This window comes from Streptomyces marianii (assembly GCF_005795905.1).
GTDB classification, from domain to species: domain Bacteria; phylum Actinomycetota; class Actinomycetes; order Streptomycetales; family Streptomycetaceae; genus Streptomyces; species Streptomyces marianii.
Window position 1 is genome coordinate 1575575 of the sequence record NZ_VAWE01000001.1, and the last position, 21337, is coordinate 1596911.

Below are 21337 nucleotides of genomic sequence, written 5' to 3' on the forward strand. Positions count from 1 at the left end.
GTGAGCCCCCTGAACCCCGCCCGGCGGCGCGAACGTCCTGTCGCGCCAGCCTCGCACCGTCGGGCGGCAACCACCCGCATGGGCCGGGCGCGCAGCGCGGCTTGCGCCGTCGCCGACATGGCCCCCGTCACCCGGGACCGGATCCCGCAGGTGAGGCGACGGGGGCCGTCGGTGCTCAGCGAAGGGTGAGCGGGGTCGGGGATGTGACGTGGGACAGCTTCTCGGGGTTGCGGACGTAGTAGAGGCCGGTGATGCGGCCGTCCTCGGTGCCGACCGCCATGACGCCGTCGATCTCGCCGTCCAGACGGACGAGGAGTGCCGGGTTGCCGTTGACCACCGTCGGTTCGGCGGTGATCGCGCCTTCGACCTTGGAGATGCCGCCGGCGAACATTCGGGCCACCCGCTCCGCGCCGGTGACCGGCCGCAGCGCGGCGTGCTTGATGCCGCCCCCGTCGCTGATCAGGACGACCTGGGGTGCGAGCACCTCGAGGAGGGCCTGCGGGTCCCCGGTTTCGACGGCGCGCCGGAAAGACTCCAGGACCGCTCGGCACTCGTTCGAGGAGACCACCCGGCGGGGGCGCCGGGAATCGACGTGCCGGCGGGCGCGGTGGGCGATCTGGCGGACGGCTGCCGGGCTCCTGTCGACGGCGGCCGCGATCTCGTCGTAGCCGACGTCGAAGACCTCGCGCAGCACGAAGACGGCCCGCTCGGTCGGCGACAACGTCTCCAGGACGAGCATCAGCGCCATGGACACGCTCTCGGCGAGCTCGACGTCCTCGGCCACGTCCGGCGCGGTGAGCAGCGGTTCGGGAAGCCAGGGGCCGACGTACGCCTCCCGGTGGCGCTTGATGGTGCGCAGCCGGTTGAGCGCCTGGCGCGTGGTGATCCGGACCAGCAAGGCGCGCTGGTCGCGCACCTGCCCCCGGTCGGCCTTGGCCCATTGCAGCCAGGTCTCCTGGAGGACGTCCTCGGCGTCGGCCGCCGATCCGAGTACCTCGTAGGCGACGGTGAAGAGCAGGTTGCGGTGGGCGAGGAAGGCCTCGGTCGCCGGTTCGGTGGCGTCGTCGCTCAACCCTCCCCCCTTCCCCTCGTCCTTCGCGGTCGGCCGTGGCGGCAGACCGCGTTCGTGTGCGTGCACAGCAAGATCCTCCCAGCGCCCACCGGTCAGACTGCCCGATCGGCCGAGGCCGGTTCCTCGGCGGGGTGGGCGCGCAGCAGTTCCCGGCGCTTGGCGACGCCTCCCGGCATACGGTGCAGGCGGTACGAACCGGGCTTCCGCGCCTCTCCGGACAGGTGCTGGGGGATCTTCCTGCAGACCAGTTCCTTGATCCTGGCGCCCGGGCCCGCCCCGATGTGCAGCCACACCGCGGCGTCGGACCGGTTGGCGAACTGGTAGATGCCCGCGCTCCGGCCCAGGCTGATGCACTGGGCGTAGAAGCCCTGGTGGAGGTGGTCCGGCTGCTCCCCCGCGAGCCGGCTGAGCAGTGTGTCGGCGGCCCGCGCGCCCAGCGGTGACGCATTCAGGCAGCTCATCCGCAGCGCCTGGCCGGACGGTGCCGCCGAGTCCCCGGCCGCGACGATGCGCGCGTCGTCCACGCTCGTCAGCGTCTCGTCCGTGAGCAGACGGCCCACGGCGTCGGTGCTCAGCCCGCTGCGCGCGGCCAGGTCGGGGACGCCGAAGCCGACGGTCCAGACGGTGACCTCGCTCGGCAGCTCACGACCGTCGGCGAGCCGCACGGCATGGCGGGTCACCCCCGTCACCTTCGCACCGGAGCCGTCGACGACCGTCACACCGAGCTCGGCCAGCCGCTTCGCGACCGAGCGCCGGCCCCGCGTGTGCAGGTACGGGCCGAGAACGCCGCCGCAGACCAGCGTCACCCGGCGCCCCCGCTCCGCCAGTTCGGCGGCGGTCTCGATGCCCGTGGGACCGGCGCCGACCACCGTCACCGGGGCCGTCGCGGGCGTGGCGTCGAGCACCGCACGCAGCCGCTGCGCCTCCTCCAGGGTGGCGAGCGGGCGGGCGAACTCGACTGCCCCGGGCACGCTCGGCTCGGCGCTGCCACTGCCCACGGCGTAGATCAGGTAGTCGTAGTCGAGCGTGCCGCCGGACGCGAGCGTCACGCTGCGCTCGGCCGCGTCGATCCGGGTCACGGTGTCGACCACCAGCCGGACGCGCCCGGCCAGGACGTCCCGGTACGCGACGACCGCGTCGTCGGACCCGCCCACCAGCTGGTGCAGGCGGACCCGGTGGACAAGGTCCGGACGCGGGTTGATCAGCGTCACGGTCACGTCGTCGCGCATCGTCATCCGATTCGCGGCCATGACGCCCGCGTATCCGCCACCGATCACGACCACGTGCGAGTTCCCCGTCATGATTCCTCCTCCGGTTCCGGGTGTTCGGCCTTAAGTCACCGCATCGCCGACCGTTGTGACGGGATGTGATTCAGATCACTTCACCGGCTCGGCGGGAGCCGCGTCCGCACCCTCTCGCCGGTGCGGTTAGGCCGCGGTTCCGGGTCCCCGCAGGACTCCCGCTGACGGCACGCGTCAGGACACGCCGTCCCCCCGCTCCCTCAGTCCGCCGGACGGAAGCCCCTCAGGCGCAGGCTGTTGCCGACGACGAAGACCGAGGAGAAGGCCATCGCCGCGCCCGCGATCATCGGGTTCAGCAGGCCCGCCGCGGCCAGCGGAAGCGAGGCGACGTTGTAGGCGAAGGCCCAGAAGAGGTTGCCCTTGATCGTGCCGAGCGTCCTGCGCGACAGCCGGATCGCGTCCGCCGCCGCCCCAAGGTCGCCGCGCACCAGAGTCAGGTCCCCCGCCTCGATGGCGGCGTCGGTTCCGGTGCCCATCGCCAGGCCGAGATCGGCCTGGGCGAGCGCGGCCGCGTCGTTGACCCCGTCGCCGACCATGGCCACCGTCCGGCCCTCCTCCTGCAGACGCCGCACCACGTCGACCTTGTCCTCGGGCATGACCTCGGCGACCACCCGCTCGATGCCGAGCTCCGACCCGACCGCCTCGGCGACGGCCTTGTTGTCACCGGTCAGCAGGATCGGCGTCAGCCCGAGGGCCCGCAGTCGCCGCACCGCCTCGGCGCTCGTCGGCCTCACCGCGTCGGCGACCTCCAGGACCGCCCGCGCCTCGCCGTCCCAGGCCACGGTGATCGCGGTCCGGCCAGCGGCCTCCGCCTCCGTCCTGGCCTGGTCCAGCTCGGCCGGGAGCGCGATGGCCCACTCGGCGAGAAGCCGTTCGCGGCCGACGAGGACGGCGTGCCCGGCGACGACGCCCTGCACGCCGAGGCCGGGGAGGTTCACGAAGTCCTCGGCCGCCGGGAGCGCCCCGACCCGCTCGGCCGCCCCGGTCGCCACGGCCTGGGCGATGGGGTGCTCGGAGGCGTGCTCCAGCGCCCCGGCCAGCCGCAGGGCCTCGGTCTCGTCGGTCCCCTCCGCGGTGTGGACGCCGAGGAGGGTCATCCTCCCGGTGGTCACCGTGCCGGTCTTGTCGAGGACGATCGTGTCGGCCCTGCGCGTGTTCTCCAGGACCTCGGGCCCCTTGATCAGGATGCCGAGCTGGGCGCCGCGCCCCGTGCCCACCATGAGCGCGGTGGGCGTGGCGAGTCCCAGCGCACAGGGGCAGGCGATGATCAGGACGGCGACCGCGGCCGTGAACGCCGCCGTCCACCCCGCCCCGCTGCCGAGCCAGAAGCCGAGCGTGCCCAGGGCCAGGACCATGACGGCGGGCACGAACACGGCGGAGATCCGGTCGGCCAGCCGCTGCGCCGCGGCCTTGCCGTTCTGCGCGTCCTCGACCAGCTTCGCCATCCGCGCCAGCTGGGTGTCCGCGCCGACCCGGCGGGCCTCGACGACGAGCCGACCGCCGGCGTTGAGGGTGGCTCCGGTGACGGGGTCGCCGACGGACACCTCCACGGGTACGGACTCGCCGGTGAGCATGGACACGTCCACGGCGGAGGAGCCTTCGACGACGGTGCCGTCGGTGGCGATCTTCTCGCCCGGGCGCACCAGGAAGCGGTCGCCGACGGCCAGTTCCGCGACGGGGACCAGCTGTTCCCCGCCGGCGCGCAGCACGGTCACGTCCTTCGCGCCGAGTTCCATCAGAGCCTTCAGCGCGGCGCCGGCCCGGCGCTTGGAGCGGGCTTCGAAGTACCGGCCGGCCAGGATGAACGCGGTCACGCCGGCGGCGGCTTCGAGGTAGATGTTGCCCGCGCCGTCGGTGCGGGCGATGGTCAGCTCGAAGCCGTGGGTCATGCCCGGCTCGCCCGCGGTGCCGAAGAACAGGGCCCACAGCGACCACAGGAACGCCGCCGAGGTGCCGACCGAGACGAGCGTGTCCATGGTGGCGGCCCCGTGCCGGGCGTTGGTGAGGGCCGCTCGGTGGAACGGCCAGGCCGCGTACGTCACCACGGGCCCGGCCAGGGCGAGCGAGAGCCACTGCCAGTACTGGATCTGCAGGGCCGGGACCATCGCCATGGCGATGACGGGCACCGACAGCACCACCGCGGTGATCAGCCGCTGCCGCAGCGGCCGCAACCCGTCCTCCGCCCCCGTCCCGGCGTCACCGGGTTCGGCGCGGGTGCGGGGCGGCGGGGGCTCGATCGCGGTGTAGCCGGTCGCCTCGACGGTGGCGATGAGATCGCGGACGGAGACCTCGTCGCCGCGGTAGGAGATCTTCGCCTTCTCGGTGGCGTAGTTGACCGTGGCCTCCACACCGTCCATGCGGTTGAGCTTCTTCTCGACACGGGCGGCGCACGAGGCGCAGGTCATGCCGCCGATCGCGAGTTCGACCTCGGCGGTGCCGTGGACCGTGGCAGTCATCCCTGCTCCTGGGCTCGTGGATGGGGCGGGGCCGGCCGCCGGCGGGGCTCCCCTCGTCCGGCGCCCGATCCTCCTGGAGACTATACCCCCTAGGGGTACATCTCGACGTCGACGCCATACATACCCCCTCCCCGTATCCGGCCGCAAGCGACGTTTCCACGACGGGGACGCCCCGAAGCTCGCCGTCGCCTTCCGGGATCTGCTCGGCCACGGGCGTCCGCATCCCGCGCCCGCCGACGGCGTCCGGAGTACCCCGGGCGGCACGGGCGCTACGGCTGTGGGGCGCGAGGTGCGGGTTGCCGTACGGGGTGCTCTCGGATCGGCCGCGGTGGGCCGCGGCTCAGGGCATGCCGGTGAAGTCACCCCCCACCGTCAGGGTGACCATGCCCTCCGGCGCGTCGGCACTCTCCGCCACGGTTGTCCCCGGCAGCCGGGAGGCCAGGGCGCGGGCCTGCTCTCCGAGCCCCGCCGGATGGGTCACGGAGGTCCGGGCCGCCGCGGACGCGTTGCCGGTTCCGGTGACGGTGAATCCGGCCCGGCGCAGCGACTGGGCGGCCTCCCAGGCGAGACCCGGTGTGCCGGTGCCGTTGAGCACCCGTACGCGGACGCTGCTCGCGTACAGGGGCTTCTCTCCGGCGGCCGCGACGGTCTCCTTGCGGACCTCCCGGTCCCGGGCGAGTGCCGCGAACAGATCGGCGGCCGCCGGGTACTGCCAGACGACGTTCGCCGTGTCGGACGGCACGTCCATGCTGCGGGGGTAGTTGGGCACGGTCACGAACGTCAGCCGGCCGGGTGGGATCGCCTTGAGCCGGGAGACGAGACCGTACAGGGGCTGGATCCCGGCGAGCGCCTTGTCCGTGGTGAGCGACTTGGTGGCGGAGTCCAGCAGCCCGTACATCGCGCCGGGGCTGGTCAGCTTCTGCTGCGCCCGGTCGGCCAGGGCACGCATGAACTCCTGCTGCCGGCCGATGCGTCCGAGGTCGGAACCGTCGCCGACGCCGTAGCGGGCGCGTACATAGCCGAGGGCGTCCTCGTCCCGCACGGTCTGGCAGCCGGCGGGGATGTCGAGGCGGGCCTTCTCGTCACGGATCGCGGCGGTGGGGCAGACCTCCATCCCGTCGAGGGCGTTGACCATGCCCTTGAACCCCTGGAAGTCCACCGACATGAAGTGGTCGATGCGCAGTCCGGTGCTCTGCTCGACCGTCTTGATCGCGCAGGCGGCGGCGCCCGCGACCTCCCCGCCGGTGCCCCCGATCGCGAACGCCTCGTTGATCTTGGCGTGGTGGGGGCTCGAGGTGCTGCCGTCGCCGCGGTCGCACGCCGGCACCTTCACCCACGAGTCGCGGGGGAAGGACACCACGGTCGCCCACTTCCGGCTCGCCGCGAGGTGGAGGACCATCAGCGTGTCGGACCGCATGGTGGTCGAACCACTGCCGTACCGGGCATTGGCCCCGGCCCGCGAGTCGGAACCGACCACGAGGATGTTCTTGGAGCCGGGACTCGTGCTGGGCGGGCGGTCGTCTCCGATCTTGTTGTCCACGTCCGCGGAACGGATGTTGCCCTGCAGGTCCCGGTAGACCCAGACGCCGGCGGCCGTGGCGGCGGCGAGCAGCACCGCGAGTGCCGCCACGCCCCTCGGCGTCCTCCGGCCGCGCCGGGCAGGGCCGCGGGCCGGACCCCACCGGCTCCGCCCGTCGGTCCCACCCGGCAGGCCCCGTCCCGTCGTCCCCGGGGGCTGCCGGGTCGTGGCGGAAGGCCGGGTTGACGCCCGGGGCCGCGTTCTCGCAGGAGGTGGCGTTCTCTCCGGGGGCTGCCCGGGCGCATCGCTCACGTCGAAGTTCCTCCACTGCCCGGGCGGATCGGCGCCCGCCCGTCGTCGGGACGCGCTGTCGTCGGACGGCAAGGTCCAAGCACTCTACGTCCGGGTAGAAGGCATCGGGCCGCGACGACACCCGGGCCGCGCGAGGCGTGTGGGGCGCGGGGCCGGCGGCCACCCCCTCCGCGACCGTCCGTACGGAGCAGGGCGACGCGGCGCCCGGCCGGGACCGGCGCCGGGAACGCAGACGCCGGGAACGGCAGCGGCCCACCCGTGTGGCCGCACATCGCCGGTCGGGCCGCGGCAGCATGGCGAGGCACGGCATCAGGAAGTCGTAAAGACTGCCGTGACACGGCAATGAATTCCGCTCGGTGTGCATGGGACGATGCGTCCATCGGGGCGTTCAAAGGTCAGGGGGTGTGCTGGTCATGGGTTTGTTTCTCGGTCTCGGCATCGTGGGCATCGTCCTGCTGGCGCTCTCACTCGTCCTCGACGGGGTGCTGGAAGGTTTCCTCGGCGGGGTGCTGGACGGCCTGTTCGACGGCTGGCTCTCGCTTCCGGTGATCGCCGGCTTCGTCTCGATGCTCGGGTTCACCGGCGCGATCGTGCTGGGCACGACGGGCCTGGGCCCGACCGCCGCCACGGTGGCGGGAGTTCTCGCCGGCCTGCTCGCGGCACGGCTGACCTGGCGGCTCAGCCGCGCGCTCATGCGGGACAGGAGCGCCGCAGCCCCGCGGGGCGAGGACCTCCTCGGCACCGGAGGTTCCGTGGTGACGGCCATCCCGGCCGGCGGCTACGGCGAGGTGCTGCTGCGCGTGGCCGGTCAGCCCGTGAAGTTCGCCGCCAGGTCGGCCACGCCCGTCCAGCGCGGCGCGGAGGTCTGGGTGGAGGCCGCCCTGTCGGCCACCTCCGTCCTCGTACGCCCCGTCGAGCGCTGACGTTCCGTCCCGGCGCCCGTCCCGTTCGACATTCGACAACTGATCTGCCGCCCTCCGGGAGGCAGGGGGGAGCACCATGAGTCCAGTCGTCATCGCCGTGGTGGGAGTCGCCGTACTCCTCGTCCTGCTGGCCCTCGTCGTGATCACGCGATACAAGGTCGCAGGCCCCAGTGAGGCGTTCATCATCACCGGCCGGCGCGGCAAGAAGGCCACCGATCCCGAGACCGGGCGGATCTTCACCGACAACAGCGGCCAGAAGGTCGTCGTCGGCGGTGGCGTGTTCGTCGTGCCGTTCGTGCAGCAGAGGTTCATCCTCGACCTCTCCAGCAGGCACATCCCCGTCGCCGTCCGGGGCGCGGTCACGCTGCGCGGTATCAAGGCCAACCTGGAGGGCGTGGCGATCGTCAAGGTCGGCGGGAGCGAGGACTCGATCCGGGCCGCCGCCCAGCGCTTCCTCGTCCAGCAGGACGGGATCGTCGGCTTCACCCAGGAGGTGCTCTCCGGCGCGCTGCGCTCCATCGTCGGCCGGATGTCGGTGGAGGACATCATCCGGGACCGGGCCGCCTTCGCCGGCCAGGTCGCGGAGGAGGCCGAGGCCAGCCTCTCGGGACAGGGCCTCGTGCTGGACGCGTTCCAGATCCAGGACATCACCACCGAGGGCTCCTACCTCGAGGACCTCGGACGCCCGGAGGCGGCGCGGGCCAAGCAGGAGGCCGACATCGCCGAGGCGGTGGCCCGGCGGGCCTCGGAGCAGGCGCGACTGAAGGCAGAGGAGGAGATCGCCGTCGCGCAGCGGACGTTCGCCCTCAAGCAGGCCGAGATCAAGGCGGAGACGGACGAGGCGGCCGCGAAGGCCGCCGCGGCCGGGCCGCTCGCCGAGGCCGACCGGCAGCAGGAGATCCTCAGCCAGCAGGAGAAGGTCGCGGAACGCCGGGCGGCCCTGACCGACAGGGAACTCGACACCCAGGTCCGCAAGCCCGCCGACGCGGCCCGGTACCAGGCCGAGCAGGAGGCCGAGGCGCGTCGTGTCGCCCTGGTGAAGGAGGCCGAGGCCGACGCCCAGCGCGCCCGTCTGACCGGTGAGGGCGAGAAGGCGCACCGCGCGGCGCTCGCCGACGCGGTCCGTATCGAGGGCGAGGCGGAGGCCGCAGCGATCGCCGCCAGGGGGTCGGCCGAGGCGGAGGCCATGCAGAAGAAGGCCGACGCCTTCGAGCGGTACGGCGACGCCGCGGTGCTGCAGATGCTCGTCGAGGTACTGCCGCAGGTGGTCGGCAAGGCTGCCGAACCGCTCGGCGCGATCGACAAGATGACCGTCATCTCCACCGACGGCGCCGGCAAGCTGCCGCGAGCCGTGGCGGACAACGTCGCCCAGGGCCTGGAGCTCCTGGGTTCCACCACGGGGGTCGACCTCGCCGAGCTGCTGCGGGGCATCACGCAGAAGGGCCCGAAGCCGGAGCCCGGCAAGGCCGTGGAGAACGGTCCGGTGCCGATCGCCTGAGCAGGGGCCATCGGCCGGCGGGAGGGCGGGCCGGGTCCTCGGGACGAGGGGCGGGAACGTCCGCCGGAGGTGGCGAGGACGCCACGCACCGGGAGCGGCGGACCGCGCCGGGCAGCCCAGAGGGGTATGCCCGGCGCGGTCCGCCGCTGTTCGGCGAGCACCCCGGCACCGGCAGGCGGTCTTCGGCGAGCGGCACCCCGGCACGCACCGGTAGGGGCTCCTCACGCGGGCTCGCCCGGCGCGGCACACGCCCGTCGGCAAGCACGCCCGGCCCTCTCGGGATCTGTCGGTGGCGCTTCCGCGGGGAGCAGCGCCGTTCGGGCCTCCGTCAGGCGGCGGGCGTTACGTCCTCCGGTGGGCGGGTGGCGGGTGCTCAGCCCGCCGATGAGCGGGAGTTCCGCTTCGGGGGCGTGTACGCCCCGGGTGCGGCCCGGACCGTCGGCCGGCCGACGAGCGCGCCCACCAGGCACCGTCTCCCCGCCGACGAGCACGCCCGCCGGCCGCCGTCTCCCCCTCGGCGGACGCGGCTACCGGGCCCGGGGCCCGAGTAGTTCCGCCAGACCACGGCGAGTGGCGGCGACGACCACGCGGTCACCGGGGCGCAGCAGGTGTCCGGGGTGGAGGTCGAAGAGCAGACCGGAGGTGTGGTGCGTCCCGTCGTCGGGCGGGGCGGCGGAGAGGTCCGGAAGCCGGTCGCCCGGCGCCGTCATGTCCAGGGCGAGCACCCGCCATCTGCCCGGACTGACCGCTTCTGCGATCGTGTGGCCCTCCAGCTGCGGCAGGTCGGCCACTTCGAGTGCGGCGAAGAGGAGCACCCGTCGCTCGACGGAGACGGCTCCGAGCACCTGACGGCCCATCATGGCACCGGCGAAGGCGGGGGCGGAGAGCGACGTCACGCTTCTGCTGCGGGTGAGCGCCCCGGGATGGGCGGCACGCAGCGTCCGGTAGACGGCGGTGGCGAAGTCGTCGTCGTACAGCCGGAGCGCCACCCGGAGGTCGGGGGCGATCGAGCGGGCGTACAGGGCGGCTTCGAGATTGGTGGTGTCGGAGCTGGTGAGGGCCAGCAGCGCGCGCGCCCGGTGGGTCCTGGCGGCCTCGAGCACGCCCTCCTGGGTGACGTCCCCGATGATCACGGGCACGCGCAGCCGGCGGGCGAGGGCCACGCCACGGGCTTCGGGGTCGTTCTCGACGCAGACGACGGGCGTGCCGAGTTCATGCAGCCGGCCGAGGACACGGGTGCCGACCTTGCCGAGGCCCAGCAGGACGACATGCCCGGCCAGACCTCGTGGGGGCCGGCGCAGGGCGGTCGCCGAGCGGAAGGAGCTGAGCGCCTCCAGCACGGCGGCGACGAGCAGGGGCAGCAGCAGGAGCCCCACGAGCCCGGTCAGCAGCTGCAGGACCTGGCGGTCGGGCTCCTCGCCGACCGCGGGGTCGTTGATGGAGAAGAGGTCGAGGAGCGTGATGTAGGCGGCGTGGAGCGGGTGGCCGCCGGCGGTGACCCAGGACGCGACGGCCAGGGCGGTGACGGCCGCGCCGACGCCCGCGAACGACCAGCGCACTCGACGGGAGAAGAGCTCCCGGAACGGCAGTGCGGGGCCGCTCAGACGGCTGCCGTGCCCGGGCTCCGGGCCGGTGACGGCTTCGAGCACGATCCTCCCGCGGCCGGACGCCGCGGCCACGGCGGCGTCGTCGGGCAGCAGGAGCGGTCCGTCGGAACCGCTGTCGTCGGATCCCTCCACGCCGGCGGGGTCGCTGCTGGTGGAGGACAGCAGCGCCAGCGTGCACAGCCCCTGGTCCGCGGTCCCGCCGCGTCCCGGCGGGAGCCTCTCGGCGGTGCGCAGGAGCAGCCCGCCGGCCGGGACGATCTTGCTGGTTCCGGTGACGGCGGTCGCGGCGAGCGCCGGAGCGGCGGTGTCGGCGTCCGACAGTACGGTGGTGGACGAGTCTATGTCGTCGGCGTCCATCCCGGGTACGGCGAGGGCGGCCGCCTGGTCGAGCAGTTCCTCCAGGTGCTGGCCGAGCTTGCGGTTGTAGAGGCGGATGACCAGACGCAGACGGGGGTTCAGCCGGCGGGCCGTGAGCGCGGCGCGGATGTTGGTCTCGTCGTCCTCGTGCACCAGGGCGAGCGCCTGCGCGGTCTCGACCCCGGCGTCCCGGAGCGCGACGTCGTCGGGATCGTCCGTCTCCCTCACGGTCACGGACATCTCCTCCGGACGGCCGGCTCCACCGTTCACGGCGGCACGGCTCGCTCCCGTACGGACGATGCCCGCCGACACCCTGCCGAGGAGGGCGAGGGCCCGGCCGCCCGACGGGGCGTCCACGTCGGCGGGCGGGCTCGTGGACGAGCGGCTGGGCGGGACGAGGAGCGTGACCTGCTGCCGGTAGACGTCGCGGAGTTCGGCGGCGAGCCGATGGGCGAGGGCGTCGTCACCGCTGACGAGCATGTGGCCCGCGGCGGGCCGCGACTGCTGAGGAATGGGATGCACATGCCATACATTGCCGTGCCGTCCCCCTGCGGCGCACCTCAACACGGCCGCGGGTCGGGGCCGTTGGCCTGCCGAAAGCGTCCCTGCGCGGGTCGGCTCGGCGGAGGAGGTCGTGACGGAAGTCTTACGTCCTGGCGTGGCAGCGGGCAGGCGGCGGAGACGGACCCTAGCGTCGGCGGCATGCGCGTACTCGTCACAGGAGGCGCCGGCTTCATCGGCGCGCACATCGTCTCGGCACTCATCGGGCGGGGCCACGAACCGGTGGTCCTGGACGCCTTGCTGCCCACCGCCCACCACGGGCCTCCGGCCCCGCCGGAGTCCGGGTTCGTCCATGGCGACGTCCGCGACACGACGGTTCTCTCCGCGGTCCTGCACGGCGTGGACGCGATCTGCCACCAGGCGGCGATGGTGGGGCTCGGCAAGGACTTCGCCGATGCGCCCGGCTATGTGAGCTGCAACGACCTGGGGACGGCGACGCTCCTCGCCGCGGCGGCGGAGGCGCGGGTGCGTCAGGTGGTGCTCGCCGGTTCGATGGTCGTGTACGGGGAGGGGCGTTACGCATGCCCCCGCCACGGGGTGGTGCGGCCGGGTCCCAGGTCGGCGGCCGATCTGGCGGCGGGGCGGTTCGAACCGCCGTGCCCGCGGTGCGGCGCGGAACTGGTCCCCGGTCTCGTCGACGAGGACGCCCCGTGCGACCCGCGCAACGTGTACGCCGTGACGAAGCTGGCGCAGGAGCACCTCACGGCCGCCTGGGCACGTGCGACGGACGGCCGGGCCGTGTCTCTCCGCTACCACAACGTCTACGGGCCGGGGATGCCCCGGGACACCCCGTATGCGGGGGTGGCCTCCTTCTTCCGGTCGGCGCTGGCCCGGGGCGAGGCGCCCCGCGTGTTCGAGGACGGTGGACAGCGAAGGGACTTCGTCCACGTCCGGGACGTCGCCGAGGCGAACGTCGCGGCCCTGGAGGCGGTCGCGGAACGGGAGGCGGGCGTTCTCACCGCGTACAACACGGGCAGCGGGGAGCCCCACACCGTCGGCGAGATGGCCGCGGCGCTGGCGACCGCGTGCGGCGGGCCCGATCCGGTCGTCACCGGCGAGTTCAGGCTGGGCGACGTCCGGCACATCACGGCGGACTCGCGCCGGCTGCGGCGCGACCTCGGCTGGTCGTCCTGCACGGGGTTCCGCGAAGGCATGGCCGAGTTCGCCCGTGCGGCGCAGCGCGCACCCGGCGCCGCACAGACCGCCGGCAGGGCGGCGCGGTACGGCACGGCTGCTCACGGAGGATGACGTCCGCGTTTCGTAAGGGGTCGATGTCCGCTTTGTTCGCCGCTGATTCGTACGGTGAAAGTCGTGACCACTGACGTCGTACTTCCCTGTCTGAACGAGGCCGGGGCGCTGCCCTGGGTCCTCGAACGCGTCCCTGCCGGATGGCGCGCCATCGTCGTCGACAACGGCTCCACTGACGGCTCCGCCGGAATCGCCCGGGAGTTGGGGGCGACCGTCGTACGCGAGGAACGGCGCGGGTTCGGGGCGGCCTGCCACGCGGGACTGCTGGCCGCGGAGGCGGACATCGTGTGCTTCTGCGACTGCGACGCGTCCCTGGATCCCGGACTCCTCGTCCCCTTCGCCCGTGCCGTGGCGGAAGGCGAGGCCGACCTGGTGCTGGGGCGGCGACGGCCCGCCGGCCGGGGGGCCTTCCCGGCGCACGCCCGCGCGGGGAACCTCGCGCTGTCCTGGATGCTGCGCCGGCGGACCGGCCTCGGGCTCCACGATCTGGGTCCGCTCCGGGCGGCGCGCCGCGAGGGGCTGCTGGGGCTGGGGCTGACGGACCGTCGCAGCGGCTATCCACTGCAGATGGTGGTGCGGGCCGCGGACGCCGGCTGGCGGGTGCGGGAGGAGGACGTGCCCTACCTGCCCCGGACCGGGAAGTCGAAGGTGACCGGAACCTGGCGGGGCACCTGGCAGGCGGTGCACGACATGCGCCGGGTGCTGGGCGAGGCCGGTGGTGCGCGGTGACCACGCTTCTCGTCATCGCCAAGGAACCGGTAGCCGGCCGGGTGAAGACGCGGCTGTGCCCTCCGTTCAGCCCGGCTCAGGCGGCGCTGCTCGCCGAGGCCGCGCTCGCCGACACCCTCGCGGTGGTCGCCGGACTTCCCGCGGAGCGGCGTGTGCTCGTCCTGGACGGGACGGCCCGCGACTGGCTGCCGTCGGGCTTCGACGTGGTGCCCCAGGGCGCGGGCCGGCTCGACGAGCGGCTGGCCGCGGCGTTCTCCCTGTGTGCGGGCCCGGCGCTGCTGGTCGGGATGGACACCCCGCAACTCTCTGCGGACCTCCTCGCCCCCGCGCTCGCGCCGCGGGCGTGGCACGAGCACGACGCCTGGTTCGGGCCCGCGGCCGACGGCGGGTTCTGGGCGCTGGGACTGGCCGCACCGGACCCGGAACTGCTGCGCGGAGTACCGATGTCCGTGCCCGGGACCGGGGCCGCGCAGCGCCACCGGCTGGTCGGCGCCGGACTGCGCGTGGGCGAACTGCCGACCCTGCGCGACGTGGACACCGCCGCGGACGCGCGGCTGGTGGCCCGGGAGGCGGCGGGAAGCCGGTTCGCGGCCGTGTACGCACGGCTGGTCCCGGCCTCCGCCGCACCGGACCGCGCGGACCGGTCCCGCACGCGGCCCGGGGACGGTCCTTCGCCGGCGGGTCCGCGATGACGGCGACCGCGTGGCGCGCCGACCCCTACACGGACGCACTGCGCACGGGCCGCGGGCCGCTCTTCCTGCGCCGTCGCGACGGATGGCTCCTGCCCCTGGAGGTGGAGCGCTGGTGCGAGGGACCGGACTCCGCCGACCTGACCGTGCTGAGCCGGTGCCACGGCCCCGTGCTGGACATCGGCTGCGGTCCCGGACGGCTCGTCGTCGCACTCGAGGCGAGGGGACACCGCGTACTCGGGATCGACGTGAGTCCGGAGGCGGTGGCCCGTACCGTCCGGGCGGGCGGGACGGCCCTGCTCCGGTCGGTCTTCGAACCGGTGCCCGACGAGGGCCGCTGGGGAACGGCGCTGCTGATCGACGGCAACGTCGGCATCGGCGGAGACCCGGCCGCGCTCATGCGCCGCGTGTCCGAGGTCACCGCGCCCGGAGCGGTGCTGATAGCCGAGACCTCCGCGGACGACGAGGACGCCGACGAACGCGTCGAGGTCACCGTCGTCAACGGCAGAGGGGAACGCGGGGCCCCGTTCCCCTGGGCACGCCTCGGGGCCCGCGCCCTGTGCGCGCACGCGGCGGGAGCCGGCTGGACCCCGGCCGGGCAGTGGACGGCGGCCGGGCGCAGCTTCGTCGAACTGCGCGGCCCCGCTCAGCGTCGCGGGGCCTGACGCCGCCGACTGCCGTCGTCCTCGGTGCGCCGCGGCCCGCGGTGAAGCCGCCGGACGAGGAGGACCAGGCCGGCGGCACCGGCAACCGCTCCCAGCACGATCACCAGGTTCCGTCCGTAGGGCAGCGGCAGCGCGGACGGGTTGGGCGGAGCGCCGGGACGGAGCAGCAGCGGCAGCGTGATCAGCACGAGCGAGCCGCCCACGACGAGCGCCCCCCGCACCACACCCCGAGCGGGCAGGGCCGCGACCAGCATTCCCACGCCGAGGACCAGCGGAGCGAGCACCGCGTCGTGCAGGACGAGCGCTCCCGCCAGCCACACCACCGCTCCCCAGGCGTCGCGGGCGGAGAGGAGCAGCCCCGTGCCCACGGCCATGAGCGCCACCCCCAGACCTCCGGCGGCGTACCGGAGCAGCGCGGCACCTCCACGCCGGGCCATCACAGGACCTCCAGCCGGGTGACCCATTTAGTCTGCAGGACACCGGGGCGGTTCGGGGCGATGATCCGTGCCGGGAAACCGTGGTCGGCCGACAGCACCTGGCCGTTGAGGGTCAGGGCCAGGAGTGTCAGCGGGTCGTGGGCGTACTCGCGGCCCATCTCCATCACGCGGTAGGCGCCGCGCACCTCCATCGAGACCACGCGCAGCCCCGCGTCCCCGGAGGCGCCCGCGCGCTCCAGGAGGTCCCGGACGCGTACGCCTCCCCAGTGCGCCGAGGCGCTCCATCCCTCGACGCAGGCGATCGGCAGTACGGCCTCGGCCTGCGGAAGTGCCCGCAGTTCGTCCAGGGTGAGCGTGTAGCGGCGCGGCCCCAGCACCTCCAGGCGCCAGTCCGCGACCTTCGCGGCGGTGACGCCCGCCGCGGCGGCCGTCCGGTTCACCGGCAGCCCCTGCGGGCCGATCCCGGGATGTCTCGGTGCCAGCAGATCCAGTCTCTTCAGCGGAGTGAACGCCTGACCCACGGTGGTCAGGGTCACGGCGGTGACCGCCGCGCCGACGGCCACCAGCAGCGACCTGCGGTCCGGTGCGTCCTCCGGCGGCAGCGTGAGCGTGCCGGGCGACCTGCGACTCCAGTGGTCCCTGATCTCGGGCGCCTTGACGGCCACGTGCAGCAGCACGGCGCCGGCGACCAGCCAGGCGACGGCGAAGTGGACCGGTACGAACGAGAACGGCCACGGATACCACTCGACGATGTTCAGCAGCCCGGTGAACAACTGGAACACGGCCGCGGCGACCAGGACCCCCACCGAGAGCCGTTCCAGGCCGTGCTTCACGGAACGCACCGGAGGCCACACCCACAGCCGCGGGTACACCGCCCACAGCTTCGCCAGGAGCAGCGGGATGGCCGCCAGGCCGGAGGCGACATGGAGGCCCTGGGTCAGCCGGTAGCCCCACACCGGGCGCGGCGGCAGCTCGTTCGCGAGCCATCCGGGCGGATGCTGCAGGTAGTGGCTGATGAGGCCGGTGAGGAAGCACACGGCGATCGCCGCGCCCAGCCAGCGGCCGATCGCCGTGGCCGTTCGCGCGTCGTGGAGTCTGCCGGAGAAGGACGGTGGCCGAAGTCGCGTTCTCATGTATCCATGAGACCGCCGGAACGGCCCGATCGGCGGCTCGGACACCTTACGAAACGCGGACGGCGCATCCGGTATACCGTTCCGGCACCCGCGGCGCTGCCAGGCTGGGCGCCATGCCCAGCCGCCGCACCACCGTGACCGTCCTGCTCCTCGCCGGCCTCGTCGCCGTACTCGTCGGCACCGTGCGCGCGGACGACTACTACTCCGCCCCGGGGCGTCTGTCGCTCTGGTACGCGGCCGCCTGGCTGCTCTTCGCGGCAGGTCTGTGGGCGCTGCGGAAGGCCCCGGACCGGACCGCGGTGGTGCTCGTCATGGCCGGCGCGGTCGCCGTCGCTGCGACGGGCCTCGTCGCACCGCCGCGCACCAGCACCGACTCCTACCGGTACGCCTGGGACGGCCGGGTGCAGGCGGCCGGGATCTCTCCGTACGACCACGTCCCCGCGGCCCCCGAACTCGTCCCGCTGCGCGACGCCTGGCTCTTTCCCGAGGGGCGCGCCGCCTGCGCCGGACCCGACCGGGCGACCGTGGGCGACGGCGTGTGCACCCGGATCAACCGGCCCCGGGTCAACACCGTCTACCCGCCCGTCGCGGAGGGCTACTTCCTCCTGGTCGAGACCCTGTCCCCCGAGGGCACGCGGCACAAACCGCTGCAGACCGGCGGGGCACTGCTCTCGGTCGCCACCGCGGCCGCGCTGCTGCTGGTGCTGCGTCGCCGCGGTGCGGCGCCGTGGAGAGCGGCCTACTGGGCCTGGTGCCCGGCGGTGCCCGTCGAGGCCGTGAACAACGCCCACGTCGACGTCCTCGGCGTGCTCTTCTCCGTCGCCGCCCTGGCCGCCGTCGTCCGGCACCGAGCGGCGGGCGGGGCCCTGCTGGGCGTGGCCGTCGCGGCGAAGCTGCTGCCCGCCGTACTGATCCCGGGCGCGCTGTCCGGCGTGCGGCGCGCCCGGGACGCCCTGGCCGTGCTGCTGCCGGCGGCCGGCGTCGTCGCCGTGCTCTACCTGCCGTACGTGCTGGCGTCGCGGGGCTCGGTCCTCGGTTTCCTCAGCGGCTACGTCCGCGAGGAGGGTTACGACGACGCCTCCGCCAGGAACCGCTATGCGCTGCTGCGTCTGGTCCTGCCGGACGACTGGACTCTGCCGGTCGTGGTGGTGGCGATGCTCGCCGTCGTGGCGTACGTGGTCCTGCGCGGGGACCCGGAACGGCCGTGGAGCGGTGCCCTGGTGGTCACGGGGACCGCCTTCCTGCTCCTGACACCCGGCTATTCCTGGTACGCCCTGCTCCTCGTCGCCCTGGTCGCCCTCGACGGCCGCTGGGAATGGCTCGGCATCGCCGTCGCCGGAGCGGCGAAGTACGTCACCGGCCCCGCCTTCCCCGGGCACGGCGACACCGTGGGCACCATCGCCTACGCGACGGCGGCAGCGGCGGTCCTCGCCGGGTGGGTGCTGCGCAGACGGGCCGGCCGCGGCCGGCCGCAAGGGACACGTCGGGCCGGGCCTCCGGCTTCCGCGAGGCCTTCGGGAAACGCCGGGATCAGCGCCTGAACCGGCGTGCGCACACCCCCTGACGGACGGTCGGGCATCCGCCCGGCCGCGGACACCACGGCGTGACGGAGGGGCCGGTCCGCACCACGGCGGACCGGCCCCCGCGGTACCCGGGGCGGCCGGGTCAGCTCTTCAGCGGCACGATCGCGGTGGGCGCGTGGCCCGGCTCGGTCGCGATCTCCTCGAACTCGGTGACGTCGCTGATGTCCGCGGTCCGGCTCATCGCGATGTTGGTGACCCGTTCCAGGATCGCCTCGACGACGACCGGCACCCGGTGCTCGGCGGCGAGCTTCCTGGCCTGCTCGAAGGCCGCGCCGAGTTCGCTGGGGTCGGTGACGCGGATCGCCTTGCAGCCCAGCCCCTCGGCGACCTTGACGTGGTCGACGCCGTAGACGCCCAGCTCCGGGGAGTTGATGTTCTCGAACTCCAGGTTGACCTGGAAGTCGATGTCCAGGCCGAGCTGCGCCTGGCGGATCAGGCCCAGGTAGGAGTTGTTCACGAGGACGTGGACGTACGGGATCCTGTGCTGCGCGCCGACCGCCAGTTCCTCGATGAGGAACTGGAAGTCGTAGTCGCCGGAGAGGGCGACGACCGGGGTGTCGGGGTCGGCGGTGGCCGCGCCCAGGGCGGCCGGAATGGTCCAGCCGAGCGGGCCCGCCTGACCGCAGTTGATCCAGTGACGCGGCCGGTAGACGTGCAGCATCTGGGCGCCGGCGATCTGGGAGAGGCCGATGGTGGTGACGTAGCGCGTCTCCGGGCCGAAGGCCTTGTTCATCTCCTCGTAGACGCGCTGCGGCTTCATGGGGATGTCGTCGAAGTGCGTACGGCGCTGCAGGGTGGCCTTGCGCTCCTGCGTGGAGGCGGCCCAGTCGGAGCGGTCGGGCAGCCTTCCTGCCGCCTTCAGCTCCCTGGCGACCTCGACGAACAGCTGCAGCGCGGCCCCGGCGTCCGAGGTGATGCCGTAGTCGGGGGCGAAGATCTTGCCGATCTGGGTGGGCTCGATGTCGACGTGGACGAACTTCCGGCCGCGGGTGTAGACGTCGAGCTTGTAGCCGGTGTGGCGGTTGGCCCAGCGGTTGCCGATGCCGAGGACGAAGTCGGACTCCAGGAAGTTCGCGTTCCCGTAGCGGTGGGAGGTCTGCAGACCGACCATGCCGGCGTTGAGCTCGTGGTCGTCCGGGATGGTCCCCCACCCCATCAGGGTCGGGATGACCGGGGTGCCGGTGATCTCGGCGAACTCGACGAGCAGGTCGGAGGCGTCGGCGTTGATGATGCCGCCGCCGGCGACGATCAGCGGACGCTCGGCCTCCAGGAGGAAGGAGAGCGCCTTCTCGATCTGGGCGCGGGTCGCGGCGGGCTTCCAGACCGGAAGCGGCTCGTACGTCTCGGGGTCGAACTCGATCTCGGTGAGCTGGACGTCGATGGGCAGGTCGATGAGGACCGGGCCGGGACGGCCGGAGCGCATCAGGTGGAAGGCCTGCTGGAAGACGCCGGGGACCTGCGCGGCCTCCAGGACGGTCGTGGCGGCCTTGGTGACCGGCTTGGCGATCGACGCGATGTCGACGGCCTGGAAGTCCTCCTTGTGGATCACGCTCGTCGGCGCCTGGCCGGTGATGCACAGGATCGGAATCGAGTCACCGATGGCGGAGTAGAGCCCAGTGATCATGTCGGTGCCGGCGGGACCCGACGTGCCGATGCAGACACCGATGTTGCCCGGCTCGGCGCGGGTGTAGCCCTCGGCCATGTGCGAGGCGCCCTCGACGTGGCGGGCGAGGGTGTGGTCGATGCCGCCACCCTCCTTGAGGGCCTTGTAGAAGGGGTTGATCGCCGCGCCCGGCACACCGAACGCGTGGCTGACGCCTTCACGCTTGAGGATCTCAACGGCCGCTCGGGCGGCGGTCATACGGGGCATGGAGTGCTCCTGCTTCGGCCTGGCGGATCGGGCTCTGTCGCGCCACCTGAGAGCGTCGATTCCGTGCTGGTTCCCTGATCGTCTTCCGCAGCCTCACGGCTTTTCCGTAATGCGGAAGTCATCTTCTACTATTCGGAAGTAATGTAAGCGGCATGCCGGACCGCGTCAAGGGAAGGGCGGGCCGCCGATGGCCGAACTCCCTCCCCATGGGGTCGCGGTTGGTGGACGATGGAGCACGAGGCGTGCCCGGAAGCGCCGGAGGGGGACGGACATGGGAGATCACGTACCGGTGCGCTGCCCGGTGTGCCGCCGCTCGCACACGTTCGCGTCGCCCGTCTATCCCTGTGCCTGCGGGGCTCCGCTGGCACCGCCCCTGCTGCGGGGGGCACCGGCCGAGCCGATCCGCCACCGCACCTGGACCGACGACTGGGTCACCGTGCGCTGTCTGGCGTGCGGGCGACAGGACCAGTGGCCGCAGCCGGAGCTCGGCTGCCCCTGCGGCACGGTGCTGCGGATCCCCGTACGACCGGTGACCGCCACGCCGGAGCCGTCGGAGGGCGCGGCCGCGGCGCACCGCACCACGACCGCCGCCTCGGGCGCCGGCGGCACCTTCGCGGCCTCCGGGACCGGCGGGCCGGGTGGGGCGGGCGGCCCGGACGGACCCGGCGCCTCCGGCGTCTTCGCTTCCCGGGATTCCGGCCATACGGACCAGGCCGGTCCGGTCGTCCCGCCCGGGGAGGCCCCGCTGCCCTCCGGCTCCGCGGAAGAGACGGCGGAGGACCTCCCCCTGCCCGTGCCGCCGCACACCGCTCCGGAGCTCCGTCCCGCGTTCCGCCCGGTCACGATCCGCACGGCACGCGACGCCGTCACGGCCGCTGCCCTGTATCTGCGCTGGCTGGGTTTCCAGCAGGTCGTGCAGCCCGAGGAGCGGACCACGTCCGGGATCGATCTGCGCGCGCAGGGACTGGTCGCCCAGGTGGACCCGACCACCCGGCCCGTCACCCTGCGCGCGGTGGAGCTCCTCTGGCTGAACGGGCTGAACTCCTCCGCCAGGAGCGTCGTCTTCTCACTCGCGGGCTACTCGGCGGACGCCCGCGCACGAGCGGACGATCTCGGAGTCCCCCTGTTCGTCATGGATCTCACGGGCGCGCCCGAGCCGGTGAACGGTCCGGCGAAGGACCTGATCTCCACGGGCGCCTGACCGGGCGGCCGGACGCTGGGCCGACCGGCTCGGGGCGCTGGGCAAGGCACTGGACGGCGGCGCCAGGTACGGGCCGACTTCCGAGTGGCCGCCGAGGTGCGGCTGTCCGACCACCCTCGTTCCAGGGCGGTATCCGCGGAGCCGTGGTCATGCGTAACGGCGGGGGCTGGCACTAT

General features: G+C 73.5%; 16 protein-coding genes. 8 read left to right on the plus strand and 8 right to left on the minus strand.

The genetic code is table 11. The features are described 5' to 3' along the window. Positions 1-175: 175 nt before the first annotated feature. From FEF34_RS07020 to FEF34_RS07035, 4 genes are all read right to left on the minus strand, one after another. Positions 176-1072, minus strand: coding sequence for an RNA polymerase sigma-70 factor (locus FEF34_RS07020; RefSeq protein WP_138052355.1), 897 nt, complete (start codon positions 1070-1072; stop codon positions 176-178). Positions 1073-1164: 92 nt separating this feature from the next. After that, entirely contained in the window at positions 1165-2373 is a 1209-nt protein-coding gene (locus FEF34_RS07025; RefSeq protein WP_138052356.1) for an NAD(P)/FAD-dependent oxidoreductase, read from the minus strand. Positions 2374-2573: 200 nt separating this feature from the next. Then, positions 2574-4829 carry a heavy metal translocating P-type ATPase gene (locus FEF34_RS07030; protein ID WP_138052357.1) on the minus strand — a complete coding sequence of 752 codons (2256 nt, stop codon included), beginning with the start codon at positions 4827-4829 and terminating at the stop codon, positions 2574-2576. A gap of 340 nt (positions 4830-5169) precedes the next feature. Next, positions 5170-6459, minus strand: a complete 1290-nt coding sequence (locus FEF34_RS07035; RefSeq protein ID WP_138052358.1) for an LCP family protein — start codon at positions 6457-6459, stop codon at positions 5170-5172. A gap of 614 nt (positions 6460-7073) precedes the next feature. Between FEF34_RS07035 and FEF34_RS07040 the strand changes: the two genes are divergently transcribed. After that, the gene (locus FEF34_RS07040) at positions 7074-7583 is read left to right on the plus strand and encodes a hypothetical protein (RefSeq protein WP_138052359.1); all 510 of its coding nucleotides are present in this window, start codon (positions 7074-7076) and stop codon (positions 7581-7583) included. Between the two features lie 76 nt (positions 7584-7659). Continuing rightward, a complete protein-coding gene (locus tag FEF34_RS07045) occupies positions 7660-9081 on the plus strand; it encodes a flotillin family protein (RefSeq protein WP_138052360.1) in 1422 nt (473 codons plus the stop codon). 527 nt (positions 9082-9608) lie between these two features. Here the strand turns inward: FEF34_RS07045 and FEF34_RS07050 are convergent. After that, positions 9609-11525, minus strand: coding sequence for an NAD(P)-binding protein (locus FEF34_RS07050; protein WP_138057339.1), 1917 nt, complete (start codon positions 11523-11525; stop codon positions 9609-9611). 222 nt (positions 11526-11747) lie between these two features. On the opposite strand from FEF34_RS07050, the gene FEF34_RS07055 reads away from it, so the two are divergent. Genes FEF34_RS07055 through FEF34_RS07070 form a run of 4 tightly spaced genes read left to right on the plus strand, consistent with a single transcriptional unit; the run spans position 11748 to position 14937 of the window. After that, on the plus strand, positions 11748-12854 hold the full coding sequence (locus FEF34_RS07055) for an NAD-dependent epimerase/dehydratase family protein (RefSeq protein ID WP_138052361.1): 1107 nt from the start codon (positions 11748-11750) through the stop codon (positions 12852-12854). 54 nt (positions 12855-12908) lie between these two features. Then, positions 12909-13583: a glycosyltransferase family 2 protein gene (locus FEF34_RS07060; RefSeq protein WP_407698261.1), complete on the plus strand. Its 675-nt coding sequence runs from the start codon at positions 12909-12911 to the stop codon at positions 13581-13583. Further along, positions 13580-14275: a TIGR04282 family arsenosugar biosynthesis glycosyltransferase gene (locus FEF34_RS07065; RefSeq protein ID WP_138052363.1), complete on the plus strand. Its 696-nt coding sequence runs from the start codon at positions 13580-13582 to the stop codon at positions 14273-14275. The genes FEF34_RS07060 and FEF34_RS07065 overlap by 4 nt, the downstream gene beginning before the upstream one ends. After that, the gene (locus FEF34_RS07070; RefSeq protein ID WP_138052364.1) at positions 14272-14937 is read left to right on the plus strand and encodes a methyltransferase domain-containing protein; all 666 of its coding nucleotides are present in this window, start codon (positions 14272-14274) and stop codon (positions 14935-14937) included. Before FEF34_RS07065 ends, FEF34_RS07070 begins: the two co-directional genes overlap by 4 nt. On the opposite strand, the gene FEF34_RS07075 is transcribed toward FEF34_RS07070, so the two are convergent. Continuing rightward, positions 14919-15374, minus strand: coding sequence for a hypothetical protein (locus tag FEF34_RS07075; RefSeq protein ID WP_138052365.1), 456 nt, complete (start codon positions 15372-15374; stop codon positions 14919-14921). The two genes, FEF34_RS07070 and FEF34_RS07075, sit on opposite strands and share 19 nt — an antisense overlap. Then, on the minus strand, positions 15374-16507 hold the full coding sequence (locus FEF34_RS07080) for a molybdopterin-dependent oxidoreductase (RefSeq protein ID WP_138052366.1): 1134 nt from the start codon (positions 16505-16507) through the stop codon (positions 15374-15376). Before FEF34_RS07080 ends, FEF34_RS07075 begins: the two co-directional genes overlap by 1 nt. A 113-nt stretch (positions 16508-16620) precedes the next feature. On the opposite strand from FEF34_RS07080, the gene FEF34_RS07085 reads away from it, so the two are divergent. Continuing rightward, positions 16621-18048: a glycosyltransferase 87 family protein gene (locus FEF34_RS07085; RefSeq protein ID WP_138052367.1), complete on the plus strand. Its 1428-nt coding sequence runs from the start codon at positions 16621-16623 to the stop codon at positions 18046-18048. A gap of 124 nt (positions 18049-18172) precedes the next feature. Here the strand turns inward: FEF34_RS07085 and gcl are convergent, their stop codons facing one another. Continuing rightward, positions 18173-19960, minus strand: a complete 1788-nt coding sequence (gene gcl, locus FEF34_RS07090; RefSeq protein ID WP_138052368.1) for a glyoxylate carboligase — start codon at positions 19958-19960, stop codon at positions 18173-18175. Between the two features lie 271 nt (positions 19961-20231). Here gcl and FEF34_RS07095 point away from each other — a divergent pair, with 271 nt between their 5' ends. Next, complete coding sequence (locus FEF34_RS07095; protein WP_171052857.1) at positions 20232-21161, plus strand: hypothetical protein; 930 nt, start codon at positions 20232-20234, stop codon at positions 21159-21161. The last annotated feature ends 176 nt before the right edge of the window (positions 21162-21337 follow it).